We start from the raw sequence: 17,078 nt of genomic DNA, 5'->3' as shown, positions 1-17,078 counted from the left end.
CACCAGCGGACCTTCGGACCCCGAGGCATTGGCCGCCCCGCTGGAAAGCACCCTGTCCGGCGCGTCCGGCCGCTCGCTCGCGGGCGGCGCGGTGCGCCAGACGGGGCAGGCGCTGGGCCGCGCCATCGTCGCCGGCCGTTATGACGGCGATCGCCCGCTGCCGACCGAGACCGAGCTGGCCGCCGAATACGCGGTCGGCCGCAACGCCATGCGCGAGGCGATCAAGGTCCTGGCCGGCAAGGGGCTGATCCGCACCGCCCGGCGCTACGGCTCGCGCATCCGGCCGCGCGAGGAATGGTCGATCCTCGACCCCGACGTGCTGGCCTGGCATCTGCGCGAGCCGGACGGCATCGGCCGCTTCCTGGTCGAGATCTCCGAGCTGCGCGAGATCGTCGAGCCGCAGGCGGCCGAGCTGGCGGCCCTGCGCGCCACGGACGAGGAGGCGGATGCCATCGTCGTCCTGGCCGCGCGGCTGGCGGTGGAGTCCATGCCGCAGGTGCTGGACACCGATGTGGCCTTCCACCTGGCGGTGCTGAACGCCTCGCACAACCGGCTGCTCTCCGGCTTCGCCCGGCCGCTCGACGTGCTGCTGCGGGTGCAGTTCCTGGTCTCGGCCCACGGCATCGCGGCGGAATACGCCTACAGCCCCTCGGCCGACTATCATATGGCGATCGCCGAGGGCATCCGCGGCCGCGATCCGCAGAAGGCGCGGGACGCGGTGGTGGCGATGCTGACCCGCAACCGCGGCATCGCCGAGAAGGTGGCTGGGCCGAGCTAAGGCGGGGAGGGCGACATGGCGCGCGATCCGGGGCTTGAGGAGCTGGTGCGCGAGGCGCTGGGCACGGAGCCCGGCCTGGACGAGAAGCGGATGTTCGGCGGCCTGGCTTGGCTGCTGCACGGCAACCTGCTGTGCGGCGCCCGGGTCGACAGCATGCTGGTCCGCCTCGGCAAAGGGAATGACGGCTGGGCGCTGGAGCAGCCCGACGTCGCGCCGATGATCATGCAGGGCCGTCACATGCCGGGCTGGGTGCGGGCCGGCGCGGCCGCCTATGGCGACGACGCGCTGCGCCGGCGGCTGCTCGACGCCGCGCTCGCCTTCGTCCGCACCCTGCCGCCGAAATAGCTACGTCGCCAGGGTGGCCAGGACGAACTCGGCCCGTTCCGCCACGCCGGTCTTCGGCAGGATCACGACCTCGTAGCCCAGCGTCGGATAGTCCTGGAGCAGCCGCTCGTATTCCTCCAGGGCTGCGTCGAGGCCGTGGCGCCGTTCCGGATCGGTGCCGTAGATCTCCGGCCAGGGCGGGGTCAGGAACACGCGCCGGTGATAGGGGTTGGACCGGGCCAGAGTCTCCAGCGCCGGCTCGCCGGTCATGTGCTGCAGCGCGGACGCGGCGTCGACGAGGCCGCGGTCGAAGAACACCCAGCCGGGCCGGCCCTCGGCCGCGGCGCGGTCGGCCAACGCCAGGACGATGGCGCGGCGGGCGAAGGCCGGCCCGTCGACCCAGGGCAGGGCCCGGCCGCCGCTCTCCAGCTCCTCCTTGACGATGCGCCGCCCGGGCTCCTCGACCACGGCATGGCCGCGCCGGGCGAGCTCTGCCAGCAGCGTCGACTTGCCGCCGCCCGAGCAGCCGGAGATGACGACGAAACGGTTCATCGGGGCGTCTGCTGACATGAGCGTCTCCTTTCGAGGATAGCGAAACGACGTTATCGTCGGTGTGACATTCGGGGGTGACTGTTCCATCGGAGTCGCCAATTGGCGGTCGATCTCAACCACCTGATCCTGTTCTCGCGCGTGGTGCGGGCGGGGAGCTTTTCCGGGGCGGCACGGATGCTGGGCTTGCCGAAGGCGACCGTCAGCCGGAACATCGCGCGGCTGGAGGAGGAGATCGGGGCACGCCTGCTGCACCGCACGACGCGCAAGATCGAGCTGACCTCGCTCGGCCGGGCCTATCTCGACGAGGTCGATCTCGGCCTCCGGCATCTGGAAGCCGCGTCCGAGCGGGTCGCGGCGACACAGCGGGTGCCCAGCGGCACGCTGCGGCTGACGGCGCCCGTCTATTTCGGCGTGCGCTACCTGATCGAGTGGGTGGCAGAGTTCTGCACCCGGTTCCCGGACGTCAAGGTGGAGTTACACCTCAGCGACGACTATGTCGATCTCATCGAGAGGCGCATCGACATCGCCATCCGCACCGGCCGGCTGTCCAGCTCGAGCCTCGTCGCCCGCAAGCTCGGCCCGGCGAAGCGGATCGTGGTCGCCAGCCCCGGCTATCTGTCGCGCCGGGGAACGCCACGGTCTGTCGGCGACCTGCCCGCGCATGACGCCGTCGTGCTGGGTCCGTCCGTGGACAATGCCGCCTGGCGGCTCGACGGCCCGCAGGGGCCGGAGGAGGTCCATATGCAGGGCCGCATCGCCGTGAACAGCGCGCAGGCTGCGCTTCGCGCCGCGGTGGCCGGCCTGGGACTCGCCCTGCTGCCCACCGGCGTCGTCCAGGACGATCTCGATGCCGGGAGGCTCCGGCAAGTCCTGAAGCGGCACGGCGTCGACAGCGGCGGTCTGTACGCGGTCTATGCGAGCGGCCGCCATCCGACCGCCGCGCATCGGGCCCTGCTGGATTTCCTCGCCGCCAAGCTGCGCGTCCGGGCCGCCTGACGGCGCACCCAAGCCGGCGCGGCTGTTAGCGCAAGTGAGACAGTGTTTCCAAATTGTCGCTCCTACCACGACGCCTCCCCGCCATGTGATCCTGCCCGCCGTCGATGATCACGGGAGGGCATGTGATGACCGTGAATGACGAAGGCCGGTTGCGGACCGGGGCTAGCCGCCGGGTGTTGCTGCAGGCCGGCATGGCGGCAGGGCTGATGGTGATGGCCCGCCCGCTCCGGGCACAGGCGGCGCAGCCCCCGGTGGTCGTGATCACCGGCACCAGCTCCGGCTTCGGCCGATTGATGGCGGAAGGCTTCGCCCGGCAGGGCGCCTGGGTCTTCGCGACGATGCGCGATGCCGGCGGCCGCAACGCGCCGGCGGCCCGCGAGCTCGCCGCACTCGCGGAGGACGGCTTGAGCCTGGAGGTGGTCGAGATCGACGTGCTGAGCGACGCGTCGGTCGCCGCCGGCATCTCCCGCGCGGTTGCCGCCGCCGGCCGGATCGATGTGTTGGTCAGCAATGCCGGCATCGTCGTCCCGGGCCCGGTGGAGGTACAGACGCCGGCCTGGTTCGGCGCCAATCTGGAGACCAACCTGAACGGGGCGCTGCGCCTGTACCGCGAGGTGCTGCCGCAGATGCGCGCCCAGCGGGGCGGGACGATCATCCAGATGTCGAGCGCGCTCGGTCGCGCCATCGACCCGATGCTGGGCGGCTATTGCGCATCGAAGCTGGCCGTCGAGGCCGCCGCGGACGCGCTCGCCTACGAAGCCGCCGCCTCCAACATCGAGGTGGTCGTGGTGCAGCCCGCCGGCGCCTATCCGACGCAGCTGCAGGCCAATGCGGTGCGTCACTGGGAGCGGATGCTGGGCGAGCTTCCGGACGCCGAGCGCGCGCGGACGGAGCCTTATGCGCGCCATATCGAGGCGATGCTGGCCGATCTCGTTCCCGACCCGGAGCTCGACCCGAAGGAGGTCTCGGACGCAGTCGTCGCGCTGGCCGCGATGGAGTTCGGCGGGCGGCCGTCGCGGCTGACGGTCGGCCCCTACAGGGACGGCATCGACCCGGTCAACGCCGCCCACGAGCAGTTGCAGACGCAGATGATCTCGCACAACCGGATCGCGGACCTGCTGACGCTGCGGCCGCAGCCGCGCTGACCGGGCGCATCTCGTCCGTGCCTATCGCCCCGTCGTCGTCTCCCCACACGGGGGAGGCGAGGCGGGCGCCGCGGCCATACTGCCTTGGCGAGCAGCCCATCACCCGCTTGAACGCCGTGCTGAAGGCGCTTTCGGACTCATATCCGAGCGACGGGGCGATGGCGGAGACCGGATCGCCGGAATTCGCCAGCCTGTCCCCGGCCAGCAGCATTCGCCAGCGCGTCAGGTACTCCATCGGGGCCTCCCCGACCTTCTCCTTGAACTTCAGGGCGAAGACCGATCGGGACATGCCGGCGCGCGCCGCCAGCTCCTGCAAGGTCCAGCGATGCGCCGGATCGGCGTGCATGGCGCCGATCGCCGCGCCCATCTGCCTGTCCGCCAGGGCGAAGAACCAGCCGACGCCGCCGCTCCGTCCTTCCTCCAGATGCAGCCGCAGGGCCTGGACCAGCATCATGTGCGCGAGGTGCTGCGCGACCAGAAACCCGCCCGGCTGCCGCTCGTGCAGCTCCTGCATCATCCGCTCCACCGACCAGCGCAGCGCCGCCTGGTCCGGTTCCTTCCGGATGTGCACGATGGGCGGCAGCATCCGCAGCAGGATGCCGGCATGGTGGCCGCTGACGGCGAAGCGGCTGCCGACCAGAAAGAAATCCCCGCCGCCGTTGAAGGTGACGACGCCGCCATCCCGCGCGGGCGGAAAGACGGTGCCGGCGTCCACAGGCGTCAGGGCCAGGTCGCTGGCCAGGCGGAACGGCCGCCCGCTCGGCAGCACGAAGCAGTCCCCGGCCCTCAGGCGCACCGGTTCGGGAACGCCCTCCACAGCCAGCCAGCACGCGCCGGACGTCACGGCGTAGCATTTGATGCGGTCGTGCTGGTGGTCGAACTGGATCGACCAGTCCCCGCCCGCGTCGAAGCCGGCGGACACATAGCTGCGCGGCTTCAGCAGCGACAGCACGTCTGAAAGCGGGTCCATGGCAGTTCCGGACGATCGAGAAGATAACGCGGACGTTCCAGCATAGATCGTACGCCCTCGGACTCCTACCGTGGGGTATCCAGCGGAGGTGATCCAGGTGCGGCGCCTCCGAAAGCCTGTAACCGGGTGGAGAGAGCAGCCCTCATGACAGCGTTCACGATCAACGGGCGGGCGGTGGATGTCGCCGCCGGACCCGATACGCCGCTGCTGTGGGTGATCCGGGAGCATCTGAAGCTCACCGGCACCAAGTTCGGCTGCGGCATCGCGCAATGCGGTGCCTGCACCGTCCATGTCGACGGCGCGCCGGCGCGCTCCTGCGTCACCGCTCTTCAGGACGTGGCCGGCCGGGAGGTGACGACGATCGAAGGCCTGTCGCCGGATGCGAGTCACCCGCTGCAGAAGGCCTGGATCGCCGAGCAGGTGCCGCAATGCGGCTACTGCCAGTCCGGACAGATCATGCAGGCGGCCGCTCTCCTCGCCGACACCCCCAACCCGACCCGCGACCAGATCGTCGAGCACATGGACGGCAACATCTGCCGCTGCGGGACCTATCAGAGAATCATCAGCGCGATCCAGCGCGCCGCAAGGGAGGCCTGAGCCGTGACCGGGACCTTGCAGCTTCGCAGCCGCGCGCTGTCGCGGCGCAGCTTTCTCGTCTCGGCCGGCGGCATCGGCATCGCGGTCGCGTTCGGCGGCCCGCCTCGGGACGCCTCGGGCGCCGCCGTGGTTCCCGCGGTCGAGGGCGGTTACCGGCCGAACGCCTGGGTGACCATCGCAGCCGACGGCGCGGTGATCATCACGTCGCCCGCCTCCGAGATGGGGCAGGGGATCATGACGACGCTGCCGCTGCTGATCGCCGAGGACATGGATGCCGACTGGGACAAGGTGCGCATCGTCCAGGCTCCGTCCGACGCGGAGACCTACGGCAACCCCGGCTTCTACGGCATCCAGCTCACCGGCGGCAGCGAATCCACGCGGGGCTACTACGAGATGCTGCGCCTGGTCGGCGCCCAGACCCGCAAGATCATCCTGGCGAGTGCCGCCGGCCTGCTGAAGGTTCCGGTGGGCGAACTCGCGACCGAGCCCAACCGGGTCGTGCACGCGCCATCGGGCCGCTCGCTCGACTACGGCGCGATCGCCGCGACCGGCGAGCTTCCCGACCCGTTGCCGCAGGCGACCGCTGCCGATCTGAAACCGCGCGAGCGGTGGCGCTATATCGGCAATCCGGCCATCAACCGCGCCGACCTGCCGTCAAAGGTCGACGGCAGCGCGAGGTTCGGCATCGACGTGCAGCGCCCGGGCATGCTGTACGGGGCGGTCTTGCGGGCGCCCGTCCAGGACGAGACGCCGGAAGCCATCGACGACGCCGCGGCCAAAGCGGTACCGGGCGTCAGGCAGATCGTCCCGCTGCCTTACGGCGTCGGCGTCATCGGCGAGACGATAGAGGCGACGATGCGGGCCAAGGATCTGCTCGACGTGACCTGGAGCACGTCGTCGCGGGTCCGCCGCTACACCAGCGACCGGCTGCTGGAACAGTACCGCAGCGTCGGCCGCGACCTCGCCCGGACGGGGGTCGATGCTCTCGCCGAAGGCGATGCGCCGGCGGCGATCTCGGGGGCCGCGACGGTCATCGAGGCCGACTACCTGAGCGACCACGTCTGCCATGCGACCATGGAGCCGATGAACGCCACGGCGCTGGTGACCGGCGACACGGTCGAGATCTGGGCGCCGACACAGGGCCCGACGGGCACCCAGGGCTTCGCCGCGGAGGTGGCCGGTACCACCCCCGACAAGGTCAAGGTGAACACGATGCTGCTCGGCGGCGGCTTCGGCCGCAAGGCGGAGGCCGACTTCATCGTCGACGCGGTGTCGCTGGCCAAGGCGGAGCAGGGCCGCCCGGTCAAGGTCGTCTGGAGCCGCGAAGACGACGTCCAGCACGACAAGTACCGGCCGCTCGCGGCGCAGCACATCCAGGTCGGGCTCGACACCGGCGGGGCCATCCTCGGCTGGCGGCACCGCATCGTGGCGGATTCCATTTTTGCCCGGACGATGCCCCAGCTGCTCGAGAGCGCAGGAGGCCACGACGATGTCGTCACCGAGGGCGCGGAGTTCAACTACGCCGTCCCGGCGCATCGGATCGAGTATATCCGCCAGGACAACGGGCTGGACGTCGGCTTCTGGTTCGCGGTCGGAGTCGGCTACACCAGGTTCGCCATCGAATGCGTGGTCGATGAGATCGCAGCGGCCAGGGGCGTCGATCCCCTGGCGCTCCGGCTGGAGCTGCTGCAGGACCAGCCGCGGGCGCGCAGGGTCGTCGAGGCCGTCGCGCGGATGGCGGAATGGGACCGCCCGCGCGACGGGCGCGCGCTCGGCCTCGCCTATTCCGATGCGTTCGGCTCCCACTGCGCACAGATCGCCGAGGTGTCGCTCGACCGGCAGAGCGGCGAGATCCGCGTGCATTCGGTGTGGTGCGCGGTCGATCCGGGGGTGGCGGTCCAGCCGCGCAACATCGAAGCGCAGATGATGACCGGGATCACCAACGGCATCAGCCAGGCGCTGTTCGAACAGATCAACATCGTCGATGGCCGGGTGCAGGAGTCGAACTTCGACACCTATCGGGTGATCCGCATGTCCGAGGTGCCCGATATCGAGGTCGCCGTGATTCCGACGCCCGAGAGCCCGATCGGGGGCGTCGGCCAGGTCGGCCTGCCGCCGGTCGGTCCCGCGATCGCCAATGCGGTGGCGCGGCTCACCGGCGGCGTGCGGCTTCGGCACTATCCGTTCCTGCCGCAGCGGGTGAAGGCGGCGCTCGGCGCCTGAATTCGGTGATCAGGCCGGCGCGGCGCTCTGCGACCCGATGAGAGACCTGATCCGGTCGGCATCGTCCGGCGTCGCCGGATTGTAGACGATCATGCCGAGATCGGGCCGGCCGTCCACGCCGAAGGCCGAGAATTCGAAGGCGATCGGCCCGGCGAGCGGATGCCGCAGGCGCTTGATGCCCTCGCCGTAGCTGCGGACATCGTTGTCGCGCCACATCGCCTCGAATTCGGGGCTGAGCCGGCAGAGCTCGTCCACCAGGGCCTCCACTTTGGCCGTGGCCCCGGCCCGCGCCGCATCCGCCCGGAACGCGGCCACCACGAACCGGGCCACGCCGTCCCAGTCGAACTGGGCGGCCCGGACGCGGGGATCGAGGAAGATCAGGCGCAGGATGTTGCGCTGCTCGGGCGGCAGCGCTCCGTAGTCCGTCAGCACCGCCGCCGCGGCCCGGTTCCAGGCGACGACATCCCAGGTGGCGGTCTTCACCAGGGCCGGGCTGAGCGTCAGCGCGTCGAGCACGCGCTGCAGCCGCGGCGTGACGCCTTCGGTGGTCTGGTAGCGGACCGCGGGCGGGCGGCCGAGGCCGAGCAGGAAGAGGTGCTCGCGCTCGACATCCGTCAGCATCAGGGCGCGGGCGATCCGGTCGAGCACATCGGCCGAGGGCGCGCCGCCCCGGCCCTGCTCGAGCCATGTGTACCAGGTCGCGCTGATGTTGGCGCGCTGGGCCACCTCTTCCCGGCGCAGGCCGGGCGTGCGCCGGCGTGGCCCGGAGAGGCCGAAGGCCGCCGGATCGAGCTTCGCGCGGCGATCCTTCAGATAGGTTCCCAACGGATTGTCGTTCGCGACCGGCATGCCGAGCCTGTTAACAATTATACCAGTATAATGTCACGTCTTTACCAGGATACCACATGGGAGAGACGGTTGCCTCCGTCCTTCAACAAAAGGCTTTCCCATGCGTGTCTTCGTCACCGGCGCCACCGGCTTCGTCGGCTCCGCCGTCGTTCAGGACCTGATCGGCGCGGGCCATCAGGTTCTCGGCCTGACCCGCTCCGACGCAGGCGCCGAGTCCCTTCTCGCCGCGGGCGCCCAGCCGCATCGCGGCGACCTTCGCGACCCCGGCAGCCTGCGCCGGGGTGCCGCCGAGGCCGATGCCGTGATCCACACCGGCTTCATCCACGATTTCTCGAAGTTCCAGGAAAGCTGCGAGATCGACGGCCGCGCCATCGCGGCGATCGGCGACGCGCTCGCCGGCTCCGACCGCCCGCTGCTGGTCACCTCCGGCGCCCTGATCGTGCCGCGGGGCCCGGTCGGGACCGAGGAGGATCCGCCTCTCCCCAACTCGGCCACCTATCACCGCCTGTCCGAGGCGGCGGCCGCGGATCTGGTAGCGCGGGGCGTGCGGGCCGCGACGGTGCGGCTGCCGCCGTCGGTCCATGGCGACGGCGACCATGGCTTCGTGCCGATCCTGATCCGGCTGGCGCGGGAGAAGGGCGTGTCGGCCATGGTCGGCGATGGCCTCAACCGTTGGCCCGCCGCGCACCGGCTCGATGCCGCCCGGGTCTACCGCCTGGCGCTGGAGCGCGGCGTCACCGCCGGCGCCCGCTATCACGCGATGGCGGAGGAGGGCGTGCCGTTCCGGGAGATCGCCGCGGTGATCGGCCGCCGCCTGGGCGTGCCGGTGGCCGGCCTGTCTCCCGAGCAGGCGAGGGAGCATTTCGGCTGGTTCGCGATGTTCGTCGGGATGGACGTCCCGACCTCGAGCGAGCGGACCCGCGCGCTGCTGGGCTGGGCGCCGGAGCAGCCCGGCCTGATCGCCGATATCGCCCGGCCGGCCTATTTCGGGGGCTGACGGGCAGCGCGGCCGCTGGGGCCGCGCTCGAACATCCGCGGCGGGGAGGGGCGGGGCCTCATCCCCCCGCGTCCAGGCGGCCGGACTTGCTCGCCTGGCGCCCGTCATCGGCCCGGGCGCAGGCCTCGTTGGCGGCACGCTGGACGTCGGTGGGCGGCCCCTCCTCGGGGCCGTCGGTCCAGGTGATCTGAATGGCGCCCTGGCTGTTCTTCTTGTACCAGCCGCGATAGGCGCCGCAGCTCACCGATCCTCCGCCCTGGCCGGAGGGGAGGATGGTCCAGTCATGCGGATCTCGGCATTTCGTCATGCCCGGAAAACCGCATGGGGCGGGCGCCGGTTCCACGAACCAGACGGCTCCCGGTGCCCTTCGGCACGCTTCCGGGAGCCGTCTGGTCGAGAGTTCTTGTCTTCTGGGACTGGCCCCTCGACGCTCAGACCTGCAGGCCGCCGGCCACGTCGATCACGCCGCCGGTGATGTAGCCCCCGTTCGGCCCCGCCAGAAAGCAGACGAGGGCCGACACTTCCTCGAGCGTCGCGATCCGACGGATGGGGTGCAGGTCCATGATCGCGTCGGGGAGCTTGTCGCGCACCTCTGCCGCCATGTCGGTCGGCATGATGCCGGGCTGGATGACGTTGACCGTGATGTTGCGTCCGCCGAGATCGCGGGCGACGCCCTTCGCATAGCCGGCGATGGCAGCCTTGGTTCCCGCATAGTCGGCGACGCCGGCGAACGGGATGCGGCTGCCCAGGAGGGAGCCGATGAAGATGATCCGGCCGCCATCCGGCAGCACCGGTGCCGCCGCGCGCGTGGTCGCCACCGCGCCCATGACGTTGATCTGCCACTGGCGATCGAGATTGACCGTGTCGAGATCGGGGTCGTCGACCGTCTTGCCCTGCACCGCGATCGCCGCGTTGTTGACGAGGATGTCGAGCTTGCCGAAATGCGCCGACACCGTCTCGACCAGCGGCTTGGCCGCGGCCGTGTCGGCCTGGTCGCTCCGGATCGCGAGGGCTCGGACGCCCTTCGCCTTCAGCGTCTCGACCACGGCTTCGGCCTTCTCGGCCGACGCGACGTAGCTGATCGCAACGTCCGCCCCCTGGTCGGCCAGGGCCTCCGCCGCGGCAGCGCCGAGCCCGCGAGAGCCGCCGGTAACGAGAGCGACCTTACCCTTCAACATGTTGGACATGAGGATCTCTTCCGTGTGGCGATCAGGGCGCCGCCCGACCCGAGCGAGCGGCTGATTCGTAACAGCCATTACGATAACGGTTGGTATGAAATCTGGACGGGAGGCTGTCAAGCGGTTTAGTAATGGCCATTATGAAAAAGCTGGGCTGGGCTGATGGGCCGCCATCGCGAATTTGACGTGGAGAAGGCGCTCGACGCCGTGCTGTGCGTCTTCTGGCGCAAGGGCTACGAGGGCGCTTCCTACACCGACCTGACCGAGGCTGCCGGCGTGGAGAGGCCCGCCCTCTATTCTGCATTCGGCAACAAGGAAGCACTCTTCCGCCGGGCCCTGGCCCGCTACGAGGAGCGATTCCTGGGTTACATGCCGGAGGCGCTGCAACTCCCCACGGCACGCCAGGTTGCCGCGCACATCCTGTACAATGCAGCCGACCTCAACACGCGCTATCCCGACCATCCGGGGTGTTTCGGCATCAACGGGGCCCTGGCGGGATCGGATGAAGCGGAACCCGTGCGACAGGCGCTGATAGAGTTTCGCGCGGCGGGTCAGGCGCGGCTTCGTGAGCGCTTCGAACGGGCGAAGGCCGAAGGCGACTTGCCGGAGACGGCCAAATCCGATGCCCTTGCGGCTTTCGTGATGGCTGTCGCTCACGGCATGGCGGTGCAGGCCAAGGCCGGCTTCAGCCGCGACATGCTGGAGGCTGTCGCCGAGCAAGCGCTTTCCACGTGGCCAGCCGGTCGTTCCAGAGGGGCCGGAACGTCGGTCTGACTTTGGATGAGGAGGGCGCCCGGCGTCGCCGTGATTGCTGCGCTGGCGTACCCGCTGCGAGGTTGAGCCGGGAAGGCGGCATGCGGCGGGAAATGGCGGGCCACGCCCGATGAAACGGAGAACTACGTCTACGCTATAGCCCTACAAAATTAAGGTAAGAGCGAATGGCTACAATGGGGCGCTTGCTGATCGTCTTCTTTTAGCGATTCGATCACGTAATGAGCACAAGATGCGTGGGGGCCACGCATCAGTTGATGATTTCGCCTCGTTCGTCTGAGCGCAGTGCGGTCAGTCGTTCTCTCCACACCTGTAGTGCTTCGGGCGTCAATCTGGTCCAATGCGTGATTTCGCCAATGACCTTGAGCGGTGCGCTGCTGCGATATGACCGAGTGGGATTGCCGGGAAATTTCTTGTCGGTCACGTTCGGGTCGTTCTCGAATGTCCCGGTCGGCTCTACGGCGTAAACACGCTGAACCGCGCCGCCGCCGGTGAGTTCCGCCGCGATTTCAGCGGCAAGCCCGGCACCGTCCACAATGGCAGTGAAGTAGATGTGGTTCATCACTACTTCAGGACGATAGTTCGACCGATATCCTGCTGTGAGGAAATCACCCGCGCGCAAATCCGCGATTGTGCCGTGAAAGAACGGTCCCTCGTCCAGAACTACGGACATCGCCATCGCCATCGTCCTTATATTATATTGTGATTCTGCTTGTAGTCAGTGAGCCAAGCGGTGCCAATGTCCGCGATGAGGTCGCTTGCTACCGTTGCTGATCTTAAAGATATGTTAGGTCGTAGCGGTAGAATTATCGGCTTTCAGCGCCGCTCGATGATGCGGTGATCGGCGGCAATATCGCATCATAGAGGGCAACCGGCGGTGTTTGGCGGAGAGGGAGGGATTCGAACCCTCGGTGCCCTTGCGGACACAACGGTTTTCGAGACCGTCCTATTCAACCACTCTAGCACCTCTCCGCAGAGGCATGGCGGGGGTCTCCAGGACCCCCTCCGCGTGGCCGGCGCGGACCATAGTGGAGAGCGTTCCACCATGCAAGCGTCGATTGCGGAGGCAAAACTCCGGGCCTCGCATTCCGCCGTTGACACGCCGGCGCGCCTGACTATAGTGCCGCGTTCACGGACACGGGTGCTGGTTCCGGCTGGCACCCGTGCCTGTTTTTGATCACCTGAGGACGATCCGCAAGGGGCGTCCTCCCAGTCGACGGCAGCTTGACCATGTTCGCAGTCATCCGCACGGGCGGGAAACAGTACCGGGTTGCTCCGGACCAGCTTGTCACGGTCGAGCGTCTCGACGCCGAGCCGGGTGCCTCCATCACCCTCGAGGACGTGCTGATGGTCGGCGGCGACGGCGCCGTCAAGATCGGCACCCCCGTTCTGGCCGGTGCGTCGGTCACCGCCGAGGTGGTCGAGCAGACCCGCGGCCCGAAGGTCATCATCTTCAAGAAGAAGCGCCGCCAGAACTATCGGCGGAAGAAGGGCCACCGCCAGGACCTGACGGTGCTCAAGATCACCGCCATCGCCGGCGCGTAAAGAGGAGATCGACAGATGGCACATAAGAAGGCCGGTGGTTCGTCGCGCAACGGCCGCGATTCGGCGGGTCAGCGTCTCGGCGTGAAGAAGTTCGGCGGCGAAGCCGTCGTCCCGGGCAACATCATCGTGCGGCAGCGCGGCACCAAGTTCCATCCCGGCGTCAATGTCGGCATGGGCAAGGACCACACGCTGTTCGCGCTGGTTCCGGGCAACGTCCAGTTCAAGTCGGCCGGCGGCCGCACCACGGTGACGATCGCCCAGGCGGACGCCGCCGAGTAACGCCTCGCTCCCCAAGCCTTCACTGAAGGCGGGGGGCTTGCAGGCACGGATCTGGAGCGGGGGAATGGGCAACCATTCCCCCGTTTCCTATTTTGATGCGACAAGAAGAGGGCCGGCCCCGGAGCCGGCGGCACGGGGCGATTCGGCCATGAAGTTCCTCGACGAAGCCAAGATCTTCCTGAAGAGCGGCGACGGCGGGAACGGCTGCGTCGCCTTCCGGCGCGAGAAGTTCATCGAGTTCGGCGGCCCGAACGGCGGCGACGGCGGCCGCGGCGGCGACGTCTGGGTCGAGGCGGTGGACGGCCTCAACACCCTGATCGACTACCGCTACCAGCAGCATTTCAAGGCCGAGCGCGGCCATCACGGCATGGGCTCGGACCGCTCCGGCGCCAAGGGCGAAGACGCGGTGCTGCGCGTGCCGGTCGGCACCCAGGTGCTGGACGAGGAGAAGGAGGAGGTACTGGCCGACCTGACCGAGGTCGGGCAACGCATCCGGTTGCTCAAGGGCGGCGATGGCGGCTTCGGCAATGCCCATTTCAAGACCTCGACCAACCGCGCCCCGCGCCGATTCGATCCCGGCTGGCCGGGGGAGGAGCGCTGGGTCTGGCTGCGGCTGAAGCTGATCGCCGATGCCGGGCTGGTGGGCCTGCCCAACGCCGGCAAGTCGACCTTCCTGGCCGCCACCAGCGCCGCCCGGCCGAAGATCGCCGATTACCCCTTCACCACGCTGCACCCGAATCTCGGCGTGGTCCGCAGCGACGACCACGAATTCGTGCTGGCCGACATCCCCGGTCTGATCGAAGGCGCGCATGAGGGCGCGGGGCTGGGCGACCGCTTTCTCGGCCATGTCGAGCGCTGCAACGTGCTGCTGCACCTGGTCGACGGCACGCAGGAGGATGTGGCCGAGGCCTATCGCGTGGTGCGCGGCGAGCTCGAGGCCTATGGCGGCGGCCTGGCCGGCAAGCCCGAGATCGTCGGTCTGAACAAGACCGATGCCCTCGACAAGGACACGGCGGCGGCGCGGCTGAAGGCGCTGAAGGCCGCGGCCGGCCGCAAGGCCAAGGTGGTCGCCCTGTCCGGCGCCACCGGCGGCGGGGTGCAGGAGGTGCTGCGTCTGCTCTGGGCCCGCATCGCCGAAAGCCGCCCGGCCCCGGCCGAGGAGGAGGCGGCGCCGGCGGACATCACCCCATGGGCGCCCACCGACTCCGACTGAGCGGCCCGGCCGACCGGGAGGCGGTGGCCGCCTTCCTGACGGCGCATTGGGGCAGCCCGCAGATGGTGCTGTGCGGCCGGCTGTTCGACCTGCGGGACTTCCCGGCGATCGTCACCGAGCCGATGGGGCAGGGACTCGCGACCTTCGATCCGGAGACGGGCGAGCTGATGTCGCTCGACGCCGATCCGCCGGGCGCCGGCATCGGCACCTCGCTGGTCGAGGCGGTGGCGGCGGAGCTGAAAGCCCGCGGCCATGCCGTGATGCGGGTGACCACCACCAACGACAATCTCGATGCGCTGCGCTTCTACCAGCGCCGCGGCTTCCGCCTGATTGCGGTTCGACCCGGCGCGGTCGAGGTGGCCCGCCGGCTCAAGCCGTCGATTCCTCTGATCGGCGCCCATGGCATCCCGATCCGAGACGAGATCGAGCTGGAGCGGGATCTGGGCTGAACGATGATCGTCTCGGACCAGAGCTCAGGCGTCTCGCTTGACGGGTTGCCCCTCGCCGAGCTTGCAGCCCTGATTGGGTCGCGATCCACCTCCGCGACCATCGTCGAGGCCGGCCAGAACAACCGGGTGCTCGATTTCGGTGACCGGATCGTGCGCGTCCCGCGCCATGCCGGGGCGGAGGCGGCGCTGCGGCGCGAGGCCGGGCTGCTGGGACGCCTGCGGCCGGCCCTGCCGATCGCGATCCCCGATGTCCGGGTCATCGAGAGCGGGATCGGCGCCATCGCCGTCCATGACCGCCTTCCGGGCGAGCCGTTCCACTCCCTCGACGGCTTCGGCGAGGCGGACCGGGAGCGCCTGGCCTTGGCCCTGGCCATTTTCTTGCGCAGCCTGCACGGCCTGCCGGCCGAGGTGGTCGGCGACGGACGGCGGGAGGACACCTGGCAGGAGCTGGCGTCGCGGCTGCCGGCCGACGTGCTGCCGCGCCTGTCGCCGACCACGCGATCAGCCGTCGATGCGGCCTTCCGCCGTTTCGCCGGGCGCGCGGGCGACCTGCCCGTGGCGGTGATCCACGGCGATTTCGGCACCGGCAACATCCTGGCCGACCGCAGCCGCGTCACCGGCATCATCGACTTCGCCGGATGCGGCCTGGGCGACCCGGCCTACGATCTCGCCAGCCTGGCCGCTGGGCTGGGCGATGAGGTCCTGCGCCGATTGCAGCCGCACTATCCAGGCCTGCCGGCGATGGCCGGGCGGATCGCCTTCTACCGCGCCACCTTCCCGCTGCTCGACATCCTGTTCGGCCTCGATCACCGGAACGAGGGGGCGCTCGCCGACGGCGTGGCCGGGGCCGAACGGTATTTCGCCACAGCCTGATTCCATCGCCTGCCGGATGCGTTATCCTGCGGCTATGATGATTCTCTCCGCCATCCGGCTCCGTCCCCCCGGCCTCTGACAGCAGCCACGAGGAGGATCGGACAGCGATGCCGTCGAAGGGCGGCGGAGAGGAGCTTCTATGACCATCGAACAATCCGGCCCGGCGCTCGACGACGCGCAGGTGGAGCGGTTCATCGCGGACGGATTCGTCCGGATCGACCGGGCGTTTTCCCGAGACCTGGCCGAGCAGGGGCGCGCGATCCTGTGGCGGGACCTGCCCTGCGATCCGCAGGACCGGAGGACCTGGACCCAGCCGGTCGTCCGGCTCGGCTGGTACGGGCAGGAGCCGTTCCGGCAGGCGGCGAACACGCCGGTCCTGCGCGCCGCCATCGACCGGCTGGTCGGCAAGGGCCGGTGGCAGCCGCGCGCCGATCTCGGCACCTTCCCGGTCCGCTTCCCGGCGCGCAAGGCCCCGAAAGACGATGGCTGGCATGTCGATGTCAGCTTTCCCGGCAACAGCAGCGACCCGCATGAGCGGCAGGACTTCTCGTCCTGGCGTGTCAATGTCGGCTCGCGCGGCCGGGCGCTGCTGACGCTGTTCCTGTTCTCCGACATCGGCCCGGATGACGCCCCGACGCGGCTGCGGGTCGGCTCCCATCTCGACATGGCCCGGTTCCTGGAACCGGCGGGCGAGGCGGGCCTGGCCAGCCCGGATGTCCGGCGGGTCGGCGCCGGCCGGCCGGAGGCGCTGGCGACCGGCCCGGCCGGCACGGTCTATCTGTGCCACCCCTTCATGATCCACGCGGCGCAGCGGCATCGCGGCACCGAGCCGCGGTTCCTGGCGCAACCCTCGATCGGCCTGGCCGAGCCCTACCGGCTGGAGCGGCCGGACGGCGCCTATTCCCCGGTCGAGATCGCGATCCGCCAGGCGCTCGGCCGGGGCTGAGGGCGCCGTCAGGCCCGGACGTAGACCCAGGCCTCCAGGCCGGATTGCAGCGGCACCAGGATCCGCTTGTAGTCCGACACCTCATAGGCGTCGGCGGCGGCCAACTCGGCCTCGGTGATCCGGAACACCGTCCCCGCCACCTCGTCCGCCGCCTCGCCGCGCTCGACGATCGGGTGGAAGCGTTTGCCGCTGGTGCGGATCACCTCGGGGTCGGTGATCTCGATCTCGCCCCGGCGCCAGCCGGGCATCGCGTCGGGCGTGCCTTCGAGCCGGCGGCCGAAGGAGGAGAGCTGGACGTTCTCCTGCTGCAGCGTGCCGTAGGAGAACAGCAGGACGGTCGCGTCCCCGGTCATGGCTCTTCCTCTGAATCGGGCGTGGCGCCGGATCATAGCC

The 17,078-nt window shown here is 69.6% G+C and carries 21 protein-coding genes and 1 tRNA gene; 14 read left to right on the top strand and 8 right to left on the bottom strand.

Annotated features, from left to right (window positions below; all coding sequences use genetic code 11):
* Positions 1-28 precede the first annotated feature (28 nt).
* Entirely contained in the window at positions 29-778 is a 750-nt protein-coding gene (locus tag LG391_RS14755; protein WP_225768754.1) for a FadR/GntR family transcriptional regulator, read from the top strand.
* A gap of 15 nt (positions 779-793) precedes the next feature.
* The gene (locus LG391_RS14750; protein ID WP_225768753.1) at positions 794-1,123 is read left to right on the top strand and encodes a TfoX/Sxy family protein; all 330 of its coding nucleotides are present in this window, start codon (positions 794-796) and stop codon (positions 1,121-1,123) included.
* Here LG391_RS14750 and LG391_RS14745 read toward each other — a convergent pair whose 3' ends face one another.
* Positions 1,124-1,672, bottom strand: coding sequence for an AAA family ATPase (locus LG391_RS14745; RefSeq protein ID WP_225768752.1), 549 nt, complete (start codon positions 1,670-1,672; stop codon positions 1,124-1,126).
* Positions 1,673-1,753: 81 nt separating this feature from the next.
* Between LG391_RS14745 and LG391_RS14740 the strand changes: the two genes are divergently transcribed.
* Both LG391_RS14740 and LG391_RS14735 read left to right on the top strand, forming a co-directional pair.
* Positions 1,754-2,650, top strand: a complete 897-nt coding sequence (locus tag LG391_RS14740) for a LysR family transcriptional regulator (protein ID WP_225768751.1) — start codon at positions 1,754-1,756, stop codon at positions 2,648-2,650.
* A gap of 125 nt (positions 2,651-2,775) precedes the next feature.
* A complete protein-coding gene (locus LG391_RS14735; RefSeq protein ID WP_225768750.1) occupies positions 2,776-3,795 on the top strand; it encodes an SDR family NAD(P)-dependent oxidoreductase in 1,020 nt (339 codons plus the stop codon).
* Here LG391_RS14735 and LG391_RS14730 read toward each other — a convergent pair.
* Positions 3,707-4,765, bottom strand: a complete 1,059-nt coding sequence (locus tag LG391_RS14730) for an AraC family transcriptional regulator (RefSeq protein ID WP_225768749.1) — start codon at positions 4,763-4,765, stop codon at positions 3,707-3,709. The two genes, LG391_RS14735 and LG391_RS14730, sit on opposite strands and share 89 nt — an antisense overlap.
* Before the next feature lie 144 nt (positions 4,766-4,909).
* On the opposite strand from LG391_RS14730, the gene LG391_RS14725 reads away from it, so the two are divergent.
* Both LG391_RS14725 and LG391_RS14720 read left to right on the top strand, forming a co-directional pair.
* On the top strand, positions 4,910-5,362 hold the full coding sequence (locus LG391_RS14725) for a (2Fe-2S)-binding protein (RefSeq protein WP_225768748.1): 453 nt from the start codon (positions 4,910-4,912) through the stop codon (positions 5,360-5,362).
* 3 nt (positions 5,363-5,365) lie between these two features.
* Positions 5,366-7,585: a xanthine dehydrogenase family protein molybdopterin-binding subunit gene (locus LG391_RS14720; protein WP_225768747.1), complete on the top strand. Its 2,220-nt coding sequence runs from the start codon at positions 5,366-5,368 to the stop codon at positions 7,583-7,585.
* A gap of 9 nt (positions 7,586-7,594) precedes the next feature.
* Here the strand turns inward: LG391_RS14720 and LG391_RS14715 are convergent, their stop codons facing one another.
* Complete coding sequence (locus tag LG391_RS14715; protein WP_225768746.1) at positions 7,595-8,434, bottom strand: helix-turn-helix transcriptional regulator; 840 nt, start codon at positions 8,432-8,434, stop codon at positions 7,595-7,597.
* Positions 8,435-8,534: 100 nt separating this feature from the next.
* On the opposite strand from LG391_RS14715, the gene LG391_RS14710 reads away from it, so the two are divergent.
* Entirely contained in the window at positions 8,535-9,431 is an 897-nt protein-coding gene (locus LG391_RS14710) for an SDR family oxidoreductase (protein WP_225768745.1), read from the top strand.
* Positions 9,432-9,489: 58 nt separating this feature from the next.
* Here the strand turns inward: LG391_RS14710 and LG391_RS14705 are convergent, their stop codons facing one another.
* The gene (locus LG391_RS14705) at positions 9,490-9,738 is read right to left on the bottom strand and encodes a hypothetical protein (RefSeq protein WP_225768744.1); all 249 of its coding nucleotides are present in this window, start codon (positions 9,736-9,738) and stop codon (positions 9,490-9,492) included.
* A gap of 124 nt (positions 9,739-9,862) precedes the next feature.
* On the bottom strand, positions 9,863-10,618 hold the full coding sequence (locus LG391_RS14700; protein WP_225768743.1) for an SDR family NAD(P)-dependent oxidoreductase: 756 nt from the start codon (positions 10,616-10,618) through the stop codon (positions 9,863-9,865).
* 153 nt (positions 10,619-10,771) lie between these two features.
* On the opposite strand from LG391_RS14700, the gene LG391_RS14695 reads away from it, so the two are divergent.
* Positions 10,772-11,383, top strand: coding sequence for a TetR/AcrR family transcriptional regulator (locus tag LG391_RS14695; protein ID WP_225768742.1), 612 nt, complete (start codon positions 10,772-10,774; stop codon positions 11,381-11,383).
* 247 nt (positions 11,384-11,630) lie between these two features.
* On the opposite strand, the gene arr is transcribed toward LG391_RS14695, so the two are convergent.
* Positions 11,631-12,059: an NAD(+)--rifampin ADP-ribosyltransferase gene (gene arr / locus LG391_RS14690; RefSeq protein ID WP_225768741.1), complete on the bottom strand. Its 429-nt coding sequence runs from the start codon at positions 12,057-12,059 to the stop codon at positions 11,631-11,633.
* A gap of 203 nt (positions 12,060-12,262) precedes the next feature.
* Positions 12,263-12,352: transfer RNA gene (locus LG391_RS14685), tRNA-Ser, on the bottom strand.
* 258 nt (positions 12,353-12,610) lie between these two features.
* On the opposite strand from LG391_RS14685, the gene rplU reads away from it, so the two are divergent.
* The 6 genes from rplU (at position 12,611) to LG391_RS14655 (ending at position 16,685) form a co-directional block, all read left to right on the top strand.
* A complete protein-coding gene (gene rplU, locus LG391_RS14680; protein WP_225768740.1) occupies positions 12,611-12,925 on the top strand; it encodes a 50S ribosomal protein L21 in 315 nt (104 codons plus the stop codon).
* A gap of 15 nt (positions 12,926-12,940) precedes the next feature.
* Positions 12,941-13,204: a 50S ribosomal protein L27 gene (gene rpmA, locus LG391_RS14675; protein WP_225768739.1), complete on the top strand. Its 264-nt coding sequence runs from the start codon at positions 12,941-12,943 to the stop codon at positions 13,202-13,204.
* Positions 13,205-13,352: 148 nt separating this feature from the next.
* Complete coding sequence (gene obgE / locus LG391_RS14670; RefSeq protein ID WP_225768738.1) at positions 13,353-14,417, top strand: GTPase ObgE; 1,065 nt, start codon at positions 13,353-13,355, stop codon at positions 14,415-14,417.
* Positions 14,393-14,866: an N-acetyltransferase gene (locus LG391_RS14665; RefSeq protein WP_225768737.1), complete on the top strand. Its 474-nt coding sequence runs from the start codon at positions 14,393-14,395 to the stop codon at positions 14,864-14,866. Before obgE ends, LG391_RS14665 begins: the two co-directional genes overlap by 25 nt.
* Positions 14,867-14,869: 3 nt before the next feature.
* On the top strand, positions 14,870-15,739 hold the full coding sequence (locus LG391_RS14660; RefSeq protein WP_225768736.1) for a phosphotransferase family protein: 870 nt from the start codon (positions 14,870-14,872) through the stop codon (positions 15,737-15,739).
* A gap of 139 nt (positions 15,740-15,878) precedes the next feature.
* Positions 15,879-16,685 carry a hypothetical protein gene (locus LG391_RS14655; protein WP_225768735.1) on the top strand — a complete coding sequence of 269 codons (807 nt, stop codon included), beginning with the start codon at positions 15,879-15,881 and terminating at the stop codon, positions 16,683-16,685.
* A gap of 8 nt (positions 16,686-16,693) precedes the next feature.
* Here LG391_RS14655 and LG391_RS14650 read toward each other — a convergent pair whose 3' ends face one another.
* Positions 16,694-17,038: a gamma-glutamylcyclotransferase family protein gene (locus tag LG391_RS14650; protein WP_225768734.1), complete on the bottom strand. Its 345-nt coding sequence runs from the start codon at positions 17,036-17,038 to the stop codon at positions 16,694-16,696.
* Positions 17,039-17,078 lie beyond the last annotated feature (40 nt).

The organism is Inquilinus sp. Marseille-Q2685, from assembly GCF_916619195.1.
GTDB lineage: Bacteria > Pseudomonadota > Alphaproteobacteria > DSM-16000 > Inquilinaceae > Inquilinus.
The sequence above is the reverse complement of the archived record's forward strand: the minus strand, read 5'-3'. Positions and strand labels throughout refer to the sequence as shown.